General features: G+C 58.8%; 15 protein-coding genes and 1 pseudogene. 15 read left to right on the top strand and 1 reads right to left on the bottom strand.

Annotated elements, in window-relative coordinates; translation table 11 throughout:
- Positions 1–18: 18 nt before the first annotated feature.
- The 13 genes and pseudogenes from FO014_RS06870 (at position 19) to deoD (ending at position 12,738) form a co-directional block, all read left to right on the top strand.
- Positions 19–324, top strand: coding sequence for a helix-turn-helix domain-containing protein (locus FO014_RS06870; RefSeq protein ID WP_105229676.1), 306 nt, complete (start codon positions 19–21; stop codon positions 322–324).
- Between the two features lie 3 nt (positions 325–327).
- A pseudogene (locus FO014_RS06865) lies at positions 328–1,351 on the top strand (type II toxin-antitoxin system HipA family toxin).
- 160 nt (positions 1,352–1,511) lie between these two features.
- A complete protein-coding gene (gene prfC / locus FO014_RS06860; protein WP_105229678.1) occupies positions 1,512–3,101 on the top strand; it encodes a peptide chain release factor 3 in 1,590 nt (529 codons plus the stop codon).
- Positions 3,102–3,601: 500 nt separating this feature from the next.
- Positions 3,602–4,240 carry a molecular chaperone OsmY gene (osmY, locus tag FO014_RS06855; RefSeq protein ID WP_105229679.1) on the top strand — a complete coding sequence of 213 codons (639 nt, stop codon included), beginning with the start codon at positions 3,602–3,604 and terminating at the stop codon, positions 4,238–4,240.
- Positions 4,241–4,345: 105 nt separating this feature from the next.
- The gene (locus FO014_RS06850) at positions 4,346–4,507 is read left to right on the top strand and encodes a DUF1328 domain-containing protein (protein ID WP_015670813.1); all 162 of its coding nucleotides are present in this window, start codon (positions 4,346–4,348) and stop codon (positions 4,505–4,507) included.
- 57 nt (positions 4,508–4,564) lie between these two features.
- Positions 4,565–4,750, top strand: a complete 186-nt coding sequence (locus tag FO014_RS06845) for a CsbD family protein (protein ID WP_160028517.1) — start codon at positions 4,565–4,567, stop codon at positions 4,748–4,750.
- A gap of 10 nt (positions 4,751–4,760) precedes the next feature.
- Positions 4,761–5,861, top strand: coding sequence for a patatin-like phospholipase family protein (locus FO014_RS06840; RefSeq protein WP_160028515.1), 1,101 nt, complete (start codon positions 4,761–4,763; stop codon positions 5,859–5,861).
- Entirely contained in the window at positions 5,858–6,634 is a 777-nt protein-coding gene (locus FO014_RS06835) for a TatD family hydrolase (RefSeq protein ID WP_160028513.1), read from the top strand. Before FO014_RS06840 ends, FO014_RS06835 begins: the two co-directional genes overlap by 4 nt.
- 204 nt (positions 6,635–6,838) lie before the next feature.
- The gene (locus FO014_RS06830; protein WP_201282935.1) at positions 6,839–8,104 is read left to right on the top strand and encodes a NupC/NupG family nucleoside CNT transporter; all 1,266 of its coding nucleotides are present in this window, start codon (positions 6,839–6,841) and stop codon (positions 8,102–8,104) included.
- A 369-nt stretch (positions 8,105–8,473) separates the two neighbouring features.
- Positions 8,474–9,253, top strand: coding sequence for a deoxyribose-phosphate aldolase (gene deoC, locus FO014_RS06825; RefSeq protein ID WP_160028509.1), 780 nt, complete (start codon positions 8,474–8,476; stop codon positions 9,251–9,253).
- Positions 9,254–9,324: 71 nt separating this feature from the next.
- Positions 9,325–10,647 carry a thymidine phosphorylase gene (gene deoA / locus FO014_RS06820; RefSeq protein ID WP_160028507.1) on the top strand — a complete coding sequence of 441 codons (1,323 nt, stop codon included), beginning with the start codon at positions 9,325–9,327 and terminating at the stop codon, positions 10,645–10,647.
- A 66-nt stretch (positions 10,648–10,713) separates the two neighbouring features.
- Positions 10,714–11,937 carry a phosphopentomutase gene (gene deoB, locus FO014_RS06815; RefSeq protein WP_105229686.1) on the top strand — a complete coding sequence of 408 codons (1,224 nt, stop codon included), beginning with the start codon at positions 10,714–10,716 and terminating at the stop codon, positions 11,935–11,937.
- A 69-nt stretch (positions 11,938–12,006) separates the two neighbouring features.
- Complete coding sequence (gene deoD / locus FO014_RS06810) at positions 12,007–12,738, top strand: purine-nucleoside phosphorylase (protein WP_105229687.1); 732 nt, start codon at positions 12,007–12,009, stop codon at positions 12,736–12,738.
- Positions 12,739–12,826: 88 nt separating this feature from the next.
- Here the strand turns inward: deoD and FO014_RS06805 are convergent, their stop codons facing one another.
- Positions 12,827–13,513: a YtjB family periplasmic protein gene (locus FO014_RS06805; RefSeq protein WP_160028505.1), complete on the bottom strand. Its 687-nt coding sequence runs from the start codon at positions 13,511–13,513 to the stop codon at positions 12,827–12,829.
- Positions 13,514–13,819: 306 nt separating this feature from the next.
- Between FO014_RS06805 and serB the strand changes: the two genes are divergently transcribed.
- Together serB and radA are read left to right on the top strand one after the other, a co-directional pair.
- Complete coding sequence (serB, locus tag FO014_RS06800) at positions 13,820–14,797, top strand: phosphoserine phosphatase (RefSeq protein WP_105229689.1); 978 nt, start codon at positions 13,820–13,822, stop codon at positions 14,795–14,797.
- A 61-nt stretch (positions 14,798–14,858) separates the two neighbouring features.
- The gene (gene radA, locus FO014_RS06795; RefSeq protein ID WP_105229690.1) at positions 14,859–16,238 is read left to right on the top strand and encodes a DNA repair protein RadA; all 1,380 of its coding nucleotides are present in this window, start codon (positions 14,859–14,861) and stop codon (positions 16,236–16,238) included.
- The last annotated feature ends 49 nt before the right edge of the window (positions 16,239–16,287 follow it).

Below are 16,287 nucleotides of genomic sequence, written 5' to 3'. Positions count from 1 at the left end.
GTTGTTTTGAGGTGAGGGATGCGACAATTATCAGATATATCAAGGATTCTGAAAGAAAAGCGCACCGAGTTGGGCTGGAGTCAAAAAGACTTTTTGATGAAGATTGGTATGACGCAGCAGCAATATCAGCGTATTGAATCCGGCAGTGATATTAGGATGAGCACTCTGCTACGGATATTGGCGGCGATGGATTTGGAATATGTTATCGTGCCGAAAAGGCATGCCGGTGACGTAGAGACGTTACTGCAACAGGAAATGGGTATAACGTCGAAAGCGGATGTGTTGCAGGGGTTTGAAAAAAAGCTGAAAGATCTCGAGGACTAGCGGATGAAGGGGCAACGGCAGGTTGAATCGGTGCAGGCATTAGCTTTGATTTTGCATGGCGTGCGTGTTGGCGTGCTGGCGCATTATAGCGGAGGAAGAAATATCCTCACCTTCGATCCGCAATATATTGCTTTGCCGGAGGATAGTCGTCCGTTGTTTACCCTGAGGCAGCGGGCGCACCCGGGGTATCTTGAACAGGTTTTGCAGTTATCTCAGCGTCTTCCTCCCGTTTTATCCAATTTGTTGCCCGAAGGGGCACTGCGCAGTTGGTTAGCGCAATCGTTGAAAGTGCATGTTGATGAAGAATTTCCTTTGCTGGCATGGGCCGGCGACAACTTGCCGGGCGCGTTGGAAGCACGCGCGCTTGCCGCTAATGCGATTAGGCGTGGATATTCCTGATATTGAGCTGGTTGCGTTGGGACAGTTGGATAATTTACCTGATATCCGCCTGGCTGATGAATCTTATGCTTATGCTATCCGTCGTTTCGATCGTAGTGAAAGCGGACGGGTGCATACGGAGGATTTTGCCCAAATCTTCGACCTTTATGCGCACGATAAATATCGTGGAAAAAATTACGAGCAGATAGCGGCCTATCTCTATGCGTGGAGTAGTGAACCCTTACCTGATGTGCAGCAGATGGCGCGACGACTGTTGGCAAACGTTATGCTCGCTAATGGCGATGCCCACCTCAAAAACTGGTCAATTTTTTATCCTCACCAAACCGACGTGCGGCTTTCCCCGGCTTATGACATTGTCAGCACGCGGGTTTATCTCCCGGATGAGTCAGCATCTGCGCTTAATATGGCGAGGGAAAAGCGTTGGCCAATGATTTCAATGCAAACTTTTGAGCGGTGGGCCGAGCGTATCGGTATTCCCTGGCCGGCGATACGGGTGCATCTGGTGGATGCCACCGACAAGGCGCGCACTTTATGGCCGGCGTTATTGAAAGACTTACCGATGGCGGACGGTCACAAAGCGGTGTTGCGCCAGCATTGGGCCACGTTGTCGCCAGATTTCCGGCTATAGGCAGAAGGTTTAATCTTGCCGCGTCGTATCCATTGATTGTCACCGGTTGGCAAATCAGCGAAAATAACCCGCTATTATATTCATTTCACCGCTTTGCTTTGACGCCCTCAACGGCGTATGACGATGACGCAGGGCGGACTAACCGTAGAAACGTGAAAACATGTCTCCTAGTGAATTTGCCCGCGAAGTGTCGAAAAGAAGAACCTTCGCCATCATCTCGCACCCCGATGCCGGTAAAACCACCATCACCGAAAAGGTGCTGCTGTTCGGACAGGCGATCCAGACCGCCGGTACGGTAAAAGGCCGCGGCTCCAGCCAGCATGCCAAATCCGACTGGATGGAAATGGAAAAGCAGCGCGGCATCTCCATCACCACCTCGGTGATGCAGTTCCCGTACCGCGACAGCCTGGTCAATCTGCTGGATACCCCGGGGCACGAAGACTTCTCCGAGGATACCTACCGCACCCTGACCGCGGTGGACTGCTGCCTGATGGTGATCGACGCCGCGAAAGGCGTTGAGGATCGTACCCGCAAGCTGATGGAAGTCACCCGTCTGCGCGATACGCCGATCCTGACCTTTATGAACAAACTGGACCGCGATATCCGCGATCCGATGGAAGTAATGGATGAAGTCGAGCGCGAACTGAAAATCGCCTGCTCGCCAATCACCTGGCCAATCGGCTGCGGCAAGCTGTTTAAAGGGGTTTACCATCTGTACAAGGATGAAACCTACCTCTATCAGAGCGGCATGGGCCACACCATTCAGGACGTGCGGGTGGTAAAAGGGCTGGATAACCCGGAGCTGGACGAAGCGGTGGGCGAAGAGCTGGCCGCGCAGCTGCGTGAAGAGCTGGAGCTGGTGCAGGGCGCGTCGCACGAGTTTGAGCAGGAAGCGTTCCTGGCCGGCGAACTGACCCCGGTGTTCTTCGGCACCGCGCTGGGCAACTTCGGCGTCGACCATATGCTCGACGGGCTGGTGTCCTGGGCGCCGACGCCGATGCCGCGTCAGTCCGACAGCCGCGAAGTGAAGGCAACGGAAGAGAAGTTCAGTGGTTTTGTGTTCAAGATTCAGGCCAATATGGACCCGAAACACCGCGACCGCGTGGCGTTTATGCGCGTGGTGTCCGGCCGCTATGAAAAAGGCATGAAGCTGCGTCAGGTGCGCACCGGCAAGGACGTGGTGATTTCGGACGCGCTGACCTTTATGGCCGGCGACCGCTCACACGTGGAAGAAGCCTACCCGGGCGATATCATCGGCCTGCATAACCACGGCACCATTCAGATCGGCGACACCTTTACTCAGGGTGAAAGCATGAAGTTCACCGGTATTCCGAACTTCGCACCGGAGCTGTTCCGCCGTATCCGCCTGCGCGATCCGCTGAAGCAAAAGCAACTGCTGAAGGGGTTGGTGCAGCTGTCGGAAGAGGGCGCGGTGCAGGTGTTCCGACCGATCGCCAATAACGATCTGATCGTCGGCGCGGTCGGCGTGCTGCAGTTCGATGTGGTGGTGGCGCGTCTGAAGACCGAATACAACGTGGAAGCGGTGTATGAATCGGTCAACGTTTCTACCGCCCGCTGGGTGGAGTGCGACGACGTGAAGAAGTTCGAAGAGTTCAAGCGTAAGAATGAGCAGAACCTGGCGCTGGACGGCGGCGATAACCTGTCGTATATCGCGCCGACCATGGTAAACCTCAACCTGACGCAGGAGCGTTACCCGGACGTCACCTTCCGCAAAACCCGCGAGCACTGATGTTCGTCGCGGCCCGGCATCCCATCGGTGCCGGGCCGTTGCTATTTATTAACGTCCCTCATCCTTTCCCGTTTTCTCTGTCCCTCAGATTGCTCCATTTCGTCCGCCGAATTTTATGCGATGCGCTATATTTAGCAGGGCGTAATTGCGCAATGAATAGTCCAAATCTCTGTGATTAGTAAAAAAACCAGCGCCTTATGCGGCAGTGTTGCCAATCGGAGACAATCTGTATTATTTAAAATCAATGGGTTAGTAAGGGTGTCTCTGATGCGTCTGGATAATGTCGTTAATTAGCGACAGTATTTAGCCTGTTTTTTCAGCGATAAATATTATCTTGTTGATTTTTAATGGTTGTTTGAAGTTGGCATGACGGTTGCAATATTCATGACGTGGATGGCCGAACGAACAGATATCGTGAAGTATCCCTGAATCAAAGCCGCGCGAATCGCGGCGACAGAATCCGCAGGTATTCGGGATTCACCAACAAAAGGAAGAGATCGATGAAAAAGACCAAGTTTGCACAATCAATGATGGCTGTCGTATTGGGTTCCGTTCTGGTGAGCGGTAGCGCTCTGGCCGAAGGTTCGTTGCTCGATAAGGCATCCAGCGTGGCTGATAGCACTGGCAGCAAAATCGATAGCTCTATGCAAAAAGTCGACAGCTCAATGAAGAAAGTCGACGGCTATATGGATGACAGCGCGATCACCGCAAAAGTGAAAAGCGCGTTGGTGCAGGACAAGACTATTTCTTCCAGCAACGACATTTCGGTGAAAACGGAAAAAGGCGTTGTGACGCTGAGCGGCTTTGTCGCCAGCCAGGCGCTGGCTGAGCAGGCGGTCGCCGTGGCAGGCAAAGTAGAAGGCGTGAAATCCGTTAGCGATAAGCTGCACGTGAAAGATGAAGCCAAGCAGTCGGTAAAATCCTATGCCGGTGATGCCGCTGCCACCACGGAGCTGAAAGCCAAGCTGCTGGCCGATGACATCGTGCCTTCGCGCAATGTGAAAGTGGAAACCACCGACGGCGTGGTGCAGCTGTCCGGTGAAGTGAAGTCGCAGGAACAGTCTGAGCGTGCGGAAAGCATCGCCAAGGCGATTGACGGCGTGAAGAGCGTGAAGAACGATCTGACCGTTAAGCCATAATCAGCCCATCGCGGCGAACTCTGTCAGCAGGGGGCCGGTATCCGGCCCCCTTGATGCGTTTCATCACGGGCGCGCAGGCTGCGCCTCTACGGTAAGGAGAGGCTTATGTTTCGTTGGGGCATTATCTTTTTGGTGGTTGCGCTGATTGCCGCGGCATTGGGCTTTGGCAGTTTGGCGGGCACCGCCGCCTGGGCGGCAAAAGTGGTGTTTGTGGTCGGGATTATTCTGTTCCTGATCAGTCTGTTTACCGGCCGCCGTCGTCCTTAGCCGGTGGGCAAAGTGTAACAAATCTTGAGTCCTTTTCTGGCAGTAGGGGGGCAGATCGTGAACAGCGATATTATTCTCGGACGTTGGAAACAGCTCAGAGGCCAGCTATGGCAGGCCTGGGCTGAGCTTTCCGGCAGCGACTGTGCATGGCTGAGCGGCAGTAACGACTGTCTCTCCGGGATACTGCAAGAAGATTACGGAAGAGAGCAAGAAGAGGTATCCTCAGAAAAAACACCTTACTGAGGAACCCAGGTTGGGCTACAGAATACCCATCACGCTCGGCAATATTGAGCCGCTGGCGTATAAACCATACCGGCCTGGCAAACTGGCGCTGGTATGCGAAGGGGGCGGGCAGCGCGGTATTTTCACCGCCGGCGTACTGGATGAGTTCCAGCGTGCCCGCTTCAACCCTTTTGAACTGATGATCGGCACCTCCGCCGGTGCGCAGAACCTTTCCGCCTTTATTTGCGGACAGATGGGTTACGCGCGTCGGGTGATCACCCGCTATACCACTACCGCCGATTTCTTTAATCCCCTGCGCTTTGTGCGCGGCGGCCACCTGATCGACCTCGACTGGCTGGTGAATATCACCTCGCAGCAGCTGCCGCTAGCGATGGACACGGCGGAACAACAGTTCCACGACGGGCGTGAGTTTCTGATGTGCGCCTGCCGCAGTGACGACTTCGAACCGACCTATTTCCCCGCCCGGCGCGCCAGCTGGCTGCCGACGATTAAAGCCTCCAGCGCCATTCCGGGTTTTTACCGTATGGGCGTCGATCTGGACGGCGTCAGTTATCAGGACGGCGGCATCAGCGACGCGATTCCGGTGGAGGAAGCCTACCGTCGCGGCGCGGATACCATCGTGGTGATCCGCACCGTGCCGTCGCAGATGTACTATACGCCGCAGTGGATGAAGCGGATGGAGCAGTGGCTGAGCGAAAGCAGCCTGCAGCAGATGGTGCGCATCATGCGTCAGCATGAGCAGAGCTACCACCGTATTCAGCAGTTTATTGAGAAACCGCCGGGCGACCTGCGCATCTTTGAAATCTTCCCGCCGAAGCCGCTGGCGAGCAATGCGCTTGGCAGTCGCCTGTCGTCGCTTAATCGCGACTATCACCTGGGCCGGCGCTGCGGTCGCTATTTTCTGGCGACCGTCGGCCACTGGCTGCAGGCGGCGGAAGAGGGCGACGGCGTTATGGTGAAACGGCCGCTGTCGCGGCGTTTGCTGCAGCCGGAAAGCCTGAATATGCCGTCGCCGATCGTCAGTGAAGTCACGCCGCCGGCCGCGGCGGCGCCCGCCGAGATGCGTCTGCCGCCGGACGAACTGCCGGGCGGCAAGGGAGAGGCGCTATGAGCCTGCGTTTTACCGATACCCACTGCCACTTTGATTTCCCGCCCTTCAGCGGCCACGAGGCGGAGAGCCTGCGGCGCGCGGCGGCGGCCGGCGTGGAGCGAATTATTGTGCCGTCGGTCACTGCCGATCGCTTTGCGGGCGTGGCGGGACTGGCGGAGAAGTACCCACCGTTGTACGCCGCGCTGGGGCTGCACCCGCTGTATATCGCACAGCACCATGACGCGCAGCTGGCGCAACTGGCCGACTGGCTGGCCGCACGGCCGCCCAAACTGGCGGCGGTGGGGGAAATCGGCCTGGATCTGTATATGGACGAACCGCAGTTTGCGCGTCAGCAGACGCTGCTGCGCGCCCAGCTGCAGTTGGCTAAACGCCATGACTTGCCGGTGATTCTGCATTCACGCCGCAGCCACGATCCGCTGGCCGCCATACTGCGGCGCGCCGACCTACCGCGTTGCGGCGTGGTGCACGGCTTTGCCGGCAGTCTGTCGCAGGCGCAGGCGTTTGTACGCCTGGGCTATTTTATCGGCGTCGGCGGCACCATCAGCTATCAGCGGGCGCAGAAAACCCGTGCGGTGATGGCGCAGCTGCCGCTCAGCGCGCTGCTGCTGGAAACCGATGCGCCGGATATGCCGCTGGCCGGCCATCAGGGCGAGCCTAACCGGCCGGAACGCGCTGCCGAGGTGTTTCAGGTGCTGTGTCAGCTGCGTTCGGAACCGCCCGAGCAGATTGCCGATCAACTTCAGCAAAATACCCAATCCCTGTTTGCGCTATAGCCGCCGTTCTGATGGTTAAAGTGTGATTTGAATCACGTTATAAGATTTTCGTTTGCGCTTGCTTGTATGCATTTGTGATGTAAGACGAGTCTGGCGCAATATTGCTCAGTATAATCCCGCCCCGTTACCAATAGTTAGCCCACAATAATGCCGGGCAGAATCTGTTTATTTTTCACCACAGGGATACTTTGCATGCAACTCATCATGAGCCTGATTGGGATGGCGGTGTTAATTGCGATCGCGGTGCTGCTTTCCAGCAACCGGCGGGCGATCAACCTGCGCACCGTGCTCGGCGCCTTTATTATTCAAATTGCCATCGGGGCGCTGGTGCTGTACGTACCGCTGGGCCAGCGCATTCTGGGCGGGATGTCGGAAGGGGTGGCCAATGTGATCGCCTACGGCAACCAGGGCATTTCGTTTATTTTCGGCGGACTGGTGTCCGACAAGATGTTCGAACTGTTCGGCGGCGGCGGCTTTATCTTTGCGCTGCGCGTGCTGCCGGTGATTGTATTCTTCTCGTCGCTGATCGCCGTGTTGTATTACCTCGGCATTATGCAACTGGTGATCCGCGTGTTGGGCGGCGGCCTGCAGAAAGTGCTGGGCACCTCGCGCACCGAGTCGCTGTCGGCGACCGCCAATATTTTCGTCGGTCAGACCGAAGCGCCGCTGGTGGTGCGGCCGTATATCGCCACCATGACGCACTCCGAGCTGTTTGCCGTGATGTGCGGCGGCCTGGCGTCGGTGGCGGGTTCGGTGCTGGCCGGCTACGCGCAGATGGGCGTGCCGCTGGAATACCTGATCGCCGCTTCCTTTATGGCCGCACCGGGCGGTTTGCTGTTCGCCAAGCTGATGGTGCCGGAAACGGAAAAAACCCATGATACGGACGATGCGACCAAACTGATCGCCGAGGAAGAGCGCCCGGCAAACGTGATTGACGCGGCGGCGTCCGGCGCGGCGTCCGGTATGCAGCTGGCGCTGAACGTCGGCGCGATGCTGCTGGCGTTTATCGCCCTGATCGCGCTGCTGAACGGTATGCTGGGGGGCATCGGCGGCTGGTTCAACTATCCGCAGCTGTCGCTGGAACTGCTGCTGGGCTGGATCTTCTCGCCAATCGCCTTCCTGATCGGCGTGCCGTGGAGCGAGGCGATGACCGCCGGCTCCTTTATCGGCCAGAAGATTATCGTCAATGAGTTCGTCGCCTTTATGAACTTCGGCGCCTATCTGCGCCCGGATGAGGCGGTGACGGCCGACGGCTTGCAGGTGCTGTCCGCCCACACCAAGGCGATCATTTCGTTTGCGCTGTGTGGTTTCGCTAACCTTTCTTCGGTGGCGATTCTGCTGGGCGGTTTAGGCAGCATGGCGCCTAACCGTCGTCATGATATTGCGCGCCTGGGTCTGAAGGCGGTGGTGGCCGGCACCCTGTCTAACCTGATGAGCGCGACCATCGCCGGGTTCTTCCTGGCGCTGTAAACTATACTTGCGGGGCGCTGTTCTGCTTCTCCGTCGCCACGTTGGCGGCGGGGAAGCAAGCCCGTTAGGCAAGGCCAGGAACGCCGCGCCGTGAGGCTTTTGTTATTCTGTGAACAATATCGCGTTATTTTGTGATTATTTTCACATATAATCTCTGACTGTTAGAGCGTTACCCCATTGGATTTTTACACCTGAACGCGGTCGGCGTATTACCGGCGTGTTCTAATCGTTACTACAGGCTGTTTGCACGTCTAGCCTAATGTGCGGTGAGAAGGACCTCAGTTGCCCCCGGGGAAGTGATTACCCCGCGCTATCTTCACGGAACCAAGTCCGCTCGCCAACAGCAAGCAGCTCAAGTTGGAGAGTTTTATGACCGAATTAACCGCCGCAGCGCAACGCGCGCTGAGCCTGATGGATTTAACCACCCTGAACGACGACGACACCGACGAGAAGGTGATCGCGCTGTGCCGTCAGGCGAACAGCCCGGCGGGCCATACCGCCGCCATCTGCATTTATCCGCGCTTTATCCCCATCGCCCGCAAAACGCTGCGCGAGCAGGGCACGCCGGATATCCGCATCGCCACCGTCACCAACTTCCCGCACGGTAACGATGATATCGACATTGCGCTGGCGGAAACCCGTGCGGCGATCGCCTACGGCGCCGACGAAGTCGACGTGGTGTTCCCATACCGCGCGCTGATGGCCGGCAATGAGCAGGTCGGTTTTGAGCTGGTGAAGCAGTGCAAGCAGGCCTGCGCCGAAGCGAATGTGTTGCTGAAAGTGATTATCGAAACCGGCGAGCTGAAAGACGCGGCGCTGATCCGCAAAGCGTCTGAAATCTCCATCAACGCCGGGGCGGATTTTATTAAAACCTCCACCGGCAAAGTACCGGTGAACGCCACGTTGGAAAGCGCCGAGCTGATGATGTCGGTGATCCGCGATATGGGCGTCGGCGAGCAGGTGGGCTTCAAGCCGGCCGGCGGCGTGCGCACCGCGGAAGAGGCGCAGCATTATCTGCAACTTGCCGCGCGTATCATGGGCGCAGACTGGGCGGATGCACGGCATTTCCGCTTCGGGGCTTCCAGCCTGTTGGCCAGCCTGCTGACCACGCTGGGCTACAGCGCGCAAACGTCCGGCAGCGGCTACTGATTCTCGCTTTCGTCCCAGCGCGTCCGGGGCGTCTTTGATAACTCTACACACGCAGATTGCAGGAGGATATTTTGTTCCTGGCACAAGAAATTATTCGTAAGAAACGCGACGGTCAGCCGCTGAGCGAAGAAGAGATTCGCTTCTTTATTAACGGTATCCGCGATAACGTCGTCTCCGAAGGGCAGATTGCCGCGCTGGCGATGACCATCTATTTTCATGATATGACCATGCCTGAGCGCGTGGCGCTGACCATGGCGATGCGCGATTCCGGCACGGTGCTGGATTGGAAGAGCCTGGATCTCAACGGCCCGGTGGTGGACAAGCACTCTACCGGCGGCGTGGGCGACGTGACGTCGCTGATGCTCGGCCCGATGGTGGCGGCCTGCGGCGGCTACGTGCCGATGATCTCCGGCCGCGGCCTGGGCCATACCGGCGGCACCCTGGATAAACTGGAGGCCATTCCCGGCTTTAATATCTTCCCGGATGACAGCGCTTTCCGTAAAATCATCAAAGAGGTCGGCGTTGCGATTATCGGCCAGACCAGCTCGCTGGCGCCGGCGGACAAACGCTTCTATGCCACACGCGATATTACCGCCACCGTGGACTCCATTCCGCTGATTACCGGTTCGATCCTGGCCAAGAAACTGGCGGAAGGGCTGGATGCGTTGGTGATGGACGTCAAGGTGGGTTCCGGCGCCTTTATGCCGACCTATGCGCTGTCGGAAGATTTGGCGCAGGCTATCGTCGGCGTCGCCAACGGCGCCGGCTGCAAAACCACGGCGCTGCTGACCGACATGAACCAGGTGCTGGCTTCCAGCGCCGGCAATGCGGTGGAAGTGCGCGAAGCGGTACGCTTCCTGACCGGCGAATACCGCAACCCGCGCCTGCTGGAAGTCACCATGGCGTTGTGCGTGGAGATGCTGCTTTCCGGCGGCCTGGCGCAGGATGACGCTGATGCACGCGCCAAACTGCAGGCGGTGCTGGATAACGGCAAGGCGGCGGAAATCTTCGGCCGTATGGTGGCGGCGCAGCAGGGGCCGAGCGACTTTGTCGAGCGTTATGACAGCTATCTGCCGACGGCGACGCTGAGCAAGCCGGTGTACGCTGAGCGTGAAGGTATCGTCAGCGCCATGGATACCCGTGAGCTGGGCATGGCGGTGGTGACCCTCGGCGGCGGCCGTCGCCGCGCCACCGACAGCATCGACTACAGCGTCGGCCTGACCGATGTGGCTCGCCTGGGCGAGCGCATTGACGCCAAACAGCCGCTGGCGGTGATCCATGCCAACGACGAAGAGAGCTGGCAGCAGGCGGCCGAAGCGGTACGCGGTGCGATGACGCTGAGCGACCAGGTGCCGGAAGCTACGCCGGTGGTGTATAAACGCATCACCCAGTAAGGCCATTTATTAATCGAGGCGGCGCGCATTGCGCCGTCAGAGCGTGGAATCACGCGGGAGAAGACAATGAAACGTACATTTATCATGGTTCTGGACTCATTCGGCATCGGCGCCAGCGCCGACGCTGAACGTTTTGGCGACAAAGGCTCGGATACCCTGGGCCACATTGCCGAAATGTGCGCGCGTGGCGAAGCAGACACCGGCCGTAGCGGCCCGTTGACCCTGCCGAACCTCAGCCGCCTTGGTCTGGGCAAAGCGGCGCAGGAGTCCACCGGCACCTTCCCGCCGGGGCTGGACGAAAATGCCGACATCATTGGCGCTTACGGCTATGCCAGCGAACTTTCTTCCGGTAAGGACACGCCATCGGGCCACTGGGAGATCGCCGGGGTGCCGGTACTGTTCGACTGGGGCTACTTTAAAGACGAACACAACAGCTTCCCGCAGGCACTGCTGGACAAGCTGGTGGAGCGCGCCAAGCTGCCGGGCTACCTCGGCAACTGCCACTCCTCCGGCACGGTGATCCTCGATCAGCTCGGCGAAGAACACATGAAGACCGGCAAGCCGATTTTCTACACCTCGGCGGACTCGGTGTTCCAGATTGCCTGTCATGAAGAAACCTTCGGCCTGGAGCGTCTGTATGAGCTGTGCGAAATCGCCCGCGAAGAACTGACCGAAGGCGGCTACAACATCGGCCGCGTGATCGCGCGTCCGTTCGTCGGCGATAAGCCGGGCAACTTCCAGCGCACCGGCAACCGCCACGACCTGGCGGTCGAGCCGCCGGCGCCGACGGTACTGAAAAAGCTGGTGGATGAGAAGGGCGGCGACGTGGTGTCGATCGGCAAGATTGCCGATATCTACGCCAACGTCGGCATTACCAAAAAGGTTAAGGCGACGGGGATTGACGCGCTGTTTGACGCCACCGTCAAAGAGATGGCGCAGGCCGGCGACAATACCATCGTGTTCACCAACTTTGTCGATTTCGACTCCTCTTACGGCCACCGCCGCGACGTGGCGGGCTACGCCGCCGCGCTGGAGCTGTTTGACCGCCGTCTGCCGGAGCTGCTGAAGCTGGTGAAAGACGACGATATGATCATCTTCACCGCCGACCACGGCTGCGACCCGACCTGGGGCGGCACCGACCATACGCGCGAGCACATTCCGGTGCTGGTCTACGGCCCGAATGTGAAACCGGGCTCGTTGGGCCACCGCGAAACCTTTGCCGATATTGGCCAGACCGTCGCGAATTATTTTGGTCTGTCGCCAATGGAATATGGCAAGACTATGTTCTAATACGCAGTTGGCGCCGGGGGAATACCCCGGCGCATTTTTATTCATGACGATAGTATAAGGAAAATAATTATGGCAACTCCGCACATTAACGCCGAAATGGGTGATTTCGCAGACGTCGTTCTGATGCCGGGCGACCCGTTACGCGCGAAATATATCGCGGAAACCTTCCTGGAAGATGCGGTGGAAGTGAACAACGTGCGCGGCATGTTGGGCTTCACCGGCACTTACAAAGGCCGCAAAATTTCCGTTATGGGTCATGGCATGGGCATCCCGTCCTGCTCCATCTACGCGCGTGAACTGATTGCGGAGTTCGGCGTGAAGAAACTGATCCGCGTGGGTTCCTGCGGCGCGGTGCGCGACGATATTAAACTGCGCGACGTGGTGATCGGTATGGGCGCCTGCACCGACTCCAAAGTGAACCGTCTGCGTTTTAAAGATCACGACTACGCGGCGATCGCGGATTTCGACATGGTGCGCAACGCGGTTGACGCTGCCGCTGCTCAGAACATCCCGGCGCGCGTCGGCAACATCTTCTCCGCCGATCTGTTCTATACGCCGGATCCGGACATGTTCCAGGTGATGAAAAAGTACGGCATTCTGGGTGTGGAAATGGAAGCGGCCGGCATTTACGGCGTAGTGGCGGAACTGCAGGAAGAGTACGGCTGTAAAGCGCTGACCATCTGCACCGTATCCGACCATATTCTGCGCCATGAGCAGACCACTTCCGCAGAGCGCCAGACCACCTTTAACGAAATGATCGTTATCGCGCTGGAATCTGTGCTGCTGGGCGACAAAGAGTAAGGCGGTCCGTCGGCGGCGTGTTGCCGCCGTGGTGACAATCACGCCGGCGGGTGCGAACCTGACCGGCGTTTTTTATGCGCGGCAGACGCTATGGCTTGCGCGTTTCGTTGTCGCCGGATGACGGCGCGGCGCTTTCCTGTTTTTCGTCGTCGCTTTCCGCCAGTGGCGTATTGGCAGTCAGCAGATAGGGCGACTGCTGCCAGCGACTGCGGCGGCCCTGCAGCAAACAGCGCGCCAGAATAATGCCGATGGCCAGCGACAGCAGCATCATCAGCCGCAGCAGGTTGGTGGTGTTATCCACCTGTTTGGCCTCGGTCGCCAGCACGTGGGTGTCCAGGGTGATGCGGATAAAGCCGCACGGGCCGTCTTTACCTTTAATGGCTTCAACCAGCTGATTGTTGAAGTAGCCGCCGGCACGTTTGCCGTCGAGGGACAGGCGGTCACGTACGCTGATGGTTTCCCCGGCGTGGGCGATCAGCGTACCGTCCAGTTGGTAGACGCTGGCGTCCAGAATACGGCTGTGGTCGGTCATCTGTGTGAGGATTGCGTCGATGCGCTGATTATCAATATCGCTGTCGTCGTCAAGCAGCGGCGCCAGGCTGAAGGCGACCTGTTTCGTCAGGGTTTGCGCCAGATCCTCCACCTGCTCGGAGCGCGCCAGCTGATGGCTCAGGCTAAAATAGGAGGCGCCCTGCATCAACAGCACCAATAACGCCAGGCAAATCAGAATGATGGCGGTGCGGTGCAGACGAAATTTCAGTTTGGCTGTAGCCATACGGCTTCCTTAATCTCAGAGAGAGTTTATGTTGCCAGAAGCCGGCCCGATAGGATAGCTTGATGGGTTGTTTTGTACCCGTCATATTTCACGTTGCAGGCGTGTTGGCTACGCGCAGCCACCCGAATCACTTACCTGGGTAAGCCCAGCGGGATTCCTTCCCTTGCCGCCTTCCTGCAACGCGAACTATTTAGGGTATATCACGTGTGTTGCCTGTCTTTGCCCGCCGTTGCCGCTTTGGTTTCACGCTGCCGCAACGTAGAATCAGGCGGGTATACCTTATAGCTGCCCCTTCAGGAGTTAATGATGTCGAATAGTCTGACCTATTGTGACCTCCCGGCCGAGATCTCCCAATGGCCGGGTCTTCCCCTTTCACTGAGCGGTGACGAAGTGATGCCGCTAGATTATTGGGCGGGCCACACCGGTTGGCTACTCTACGGCAGAAAACTGGATAAAGAGCGTATCACGCAGTTCCAGCGTCGGCTCGGCGCGGCGATGGTGATCGTCACCGCCTGGCGCGTGGAGGATTACCAGGTGGTGCGTCTGGCCGGTTCGCTGACGGCGCGCGCCAAAACGCTGGCGGCGGAGAGCGGGCTGGACGTGGCGCCGCTCGGCAAGATCCCGCATCTGCGTACGCCGGGGTTGCTGGTGATGGATATGGACTCCACCGCGATTGAGATTGAGTGCATTGATGAAATCGCCAAGCTGGCGGGCGTGGGCGAGCAGGTGTCCGAAGTGACCGAGCGGGCGATGCGCGGCGAGCTGGATTTTTCCGCCAGCCTGCGGCAGCGGGTCGGTACGCTGAAGGGCGCCGACGCCAATATCCTCAAACAGGTGCGCGATAACCTGCCGCTGATGCCGGGGCTGGTCAATCTGGTGCGGAAGCTGCAGGCGCTGGACTGGCACGTTGCCATCGCGTCCGGCGGCTTCACCTATTATGCCGAGCACCTGCGCGATACGCTGAAGCTGGTGGCGGTGGCCGCCAATGAGCTGGAAATCCGCGACGGTAAGCTGACCGGCGAAGTGGTGGGACCGATTGTTGATGCTCAGTACAAGGCCGATACGCTGACGCAGCTGGCGGAAAAGTTGGGCATTGAGCCGCAGCAGACCGTGGCGATCGGCGACGGCGCCAACGATGTGAAAATGATGCAGGCGGCGGGGCTGGGCATTGCCTATCACGCCAAGCCGACGGTGTATGACAAGGCTCAGGTGGCGATTCGTCATGCCGATCTGATCGGCGTATTATGCGTGCTGAGCGGCAGCCTGAAACACGAAGTGCGCTAATCGTTGCCCGCCGGGCGCGGGCCGAATCATCAGCAAATCAGTATTCTCCAAGAGGTAACACGTGGCAAAAGCAGCGAAACGGGCGTTTGTATGTAATGAGTGCGGGGCGGATTATCCGCGCTGGCAGGGGCAGTGCAGCGCGTGCCAGGCCTGGAATACCATTACCGAGGTCCGTCTGGCCGCCTCGCCTGCGGCGGCGCGCAACGAGCGTTTCAGCGGCTATGCCGGCGAGAACGGCGTCAGCAAGGTGCAGCGGCTGTCGGAGATCAGCCTGGAAGAGCTGCCGCGTTTTTCTACCGGTTTTCTGGAGTTTGATCGCGTGCTCGGCGGCGGCGTGGTGCCGGGCAGCGCGATCCTTATCGGCGGCAGCCCCGGTGCCGGCAAGAGTACCCTGCTGCTGCAAACGCTGTGCAAGCTGTCGGAGCAGATGAAAACGCTGTACGTCACCGGCGAAGAGTCGCTGCAGCAGGTGGCGATGCGCGCGCACCGCCTGGGGCTGCCGACCGGCAACCTGAATATGCTGTCGGAAACCAGCATTGAGCAAATCTGCCTGATCGCTGAGCAGGAACAGCCGAAACTGATGGTGATCGACTCGATTCAGGTGATGCATATGGCGGATATCCAGTCCTCGCCGGGCAGCGTAGCGCAGGTGCGTGAAACCGCCGCTTACCTGACGCGTTTTGCCAAAACCCGCGGCGTGGCGATCGTGATGGTCGGCCACGTCACCAAAGACGGCTCGCTGGCCGGGCCGAAGGTGCTGGAGCACTGCATCGACTGCTCGATTCTGCTCGACGGCGACGCCGATTCCCGCTTCCGCACCCTGCGTAGCCACAAGAACCGCTTCGGCGCGGTCAATGAACTGGGCGTATTCGCCATGACCGAGCAGGGCCTGCGCGAGGTCAGCAACCCGTCGGCGATTTTCCTCAGCCGCGGCGAGGTGACCTCCGGCAGCTCGGTGATGGTGGTGTGGGAAGGTACGCGGCCGCTGCTGGTGGAGATCCAGGCGCTGGTGGATCACTCGATGATGTCCAACCCGCGCCGCGTGGCGGTGGGGCTGGAGCAGAACCGTCTGGCGATTCTGCTGGCGGTGCTGCACCGTCACGGCGGGTTGCAGATGGCGGATCAGGACGTGTTCGTCAACGTAGTCGGCGGCGTGAAGGTGGCGGAAACCAGCGCCGATCTGGCGCTGCTGCTGTCGCTGGTCTCCAGCCTGCGTGACCGCCCGCTGCCGCAGGATTTGGTGGTGTTCGGCGAGGTGGGCCTCGCCGGCGAGATCCGCCCGGTGCCGAGCGGTCAGGAGCGTATTTCGGAAGCGGCCAAACACGGTTTTAAACGCGCCATCGTGCCGCACGCCAACGTGCCGAAAAAAATGCCGGCCAATATGCAGGTGTTCGGCGTGAAAAAGCTGGCGGATGCGCTGGCGGTGCTGGATGAGTTTTAATGGCCGTCAGCGGAAGGAATCTGTGCTAACGTGTTTAGCATATTGAACA

The sequence above is a fragment of the Serratia rhizosphaerae genome, assembly GCF_009817885.1.
In the GTDB taxonomy this organism is placed as follows: Bacteria; Pseudomonadota; Gammaproteobacteria; order Enterobacterales; family Enterobacteriaceae; genus Serratia_B; species Serratia_B rhizosphaerae.
This window is presented reverse-complemented; position numbering and strand designations above follow the sequence as displayed.

Coding starts and splice junctions, on each gene's coding strand:
- FO014_RS06870 (WP_105229676.1), top strand. CDS start 19: ATGCGACAATTATCAGATATATCAAGGATTCTGAAAGAAAAGCGCACC.
- prfC (WP_105229678.1), top strand. CDS start 1,512: ATGTCTCCTAGTGAATTTGCCCGCGAAGTGTCGAAAAGAAGAACCTTC.
- osmY (WP_105229679.1), top strand. CDS start 3,602: ATGAAAAAGACCAAGTTTGCACAATCAATGATGGCTGTCGTATTGGGT.
- FO014_RS06850 (WP_015670813.1), top strand. CDS start 4,346: ATGTTTCGTTGGGGCATTATCTTTTTGGTGGTTGCGCTGATTGCCGCG.
- FO014_RS06835 (WP_160028513.1), top strand. CDS start 5,858: ATGAGCCTGCGTTTTACCGATACCCACTGCCACTTTGATTTCCCGCCC.
- FO014_RS06830 (WP_201282935.1), top strand. CDS start 6,839: ATGAGCCTGATTGGGATGGCGGTGTTAATTGCGATCGCGGTGCTGCTT.
- deoC (WP_160028509.1), top strand. CDS start 8,474: ATGACCGAATTAACCGCCGCAGCGCAACGCGCGCTGAGCCTGATGGAT.
- deoB (WP_105229686.1), top strand. CDS start 10,714: ATGAAACGTACATTTATCATGGTTCTGGACTCATTCGGCATCGGCGCC.
- deoD (WP_105229687.1), top strand. CDS start 12,007: ATGGCAACTCCGCACATTAACGCCGAAATGGGTGATTTCGCAGACGTC.
- FO014_RS06805 (WP_160028505.1), bottom strand. CDS start 13,513: ATGGCTACAGCCAAACTGAAATTTCGTCTGCACCGCACCGCCATCATT.
- serB (WP_105229689.1), top strand. CDS start 13,820: ATGTCGAATAGTCTGACCTATTGTGACCTCCCGGCCGAGATCTCCCAA.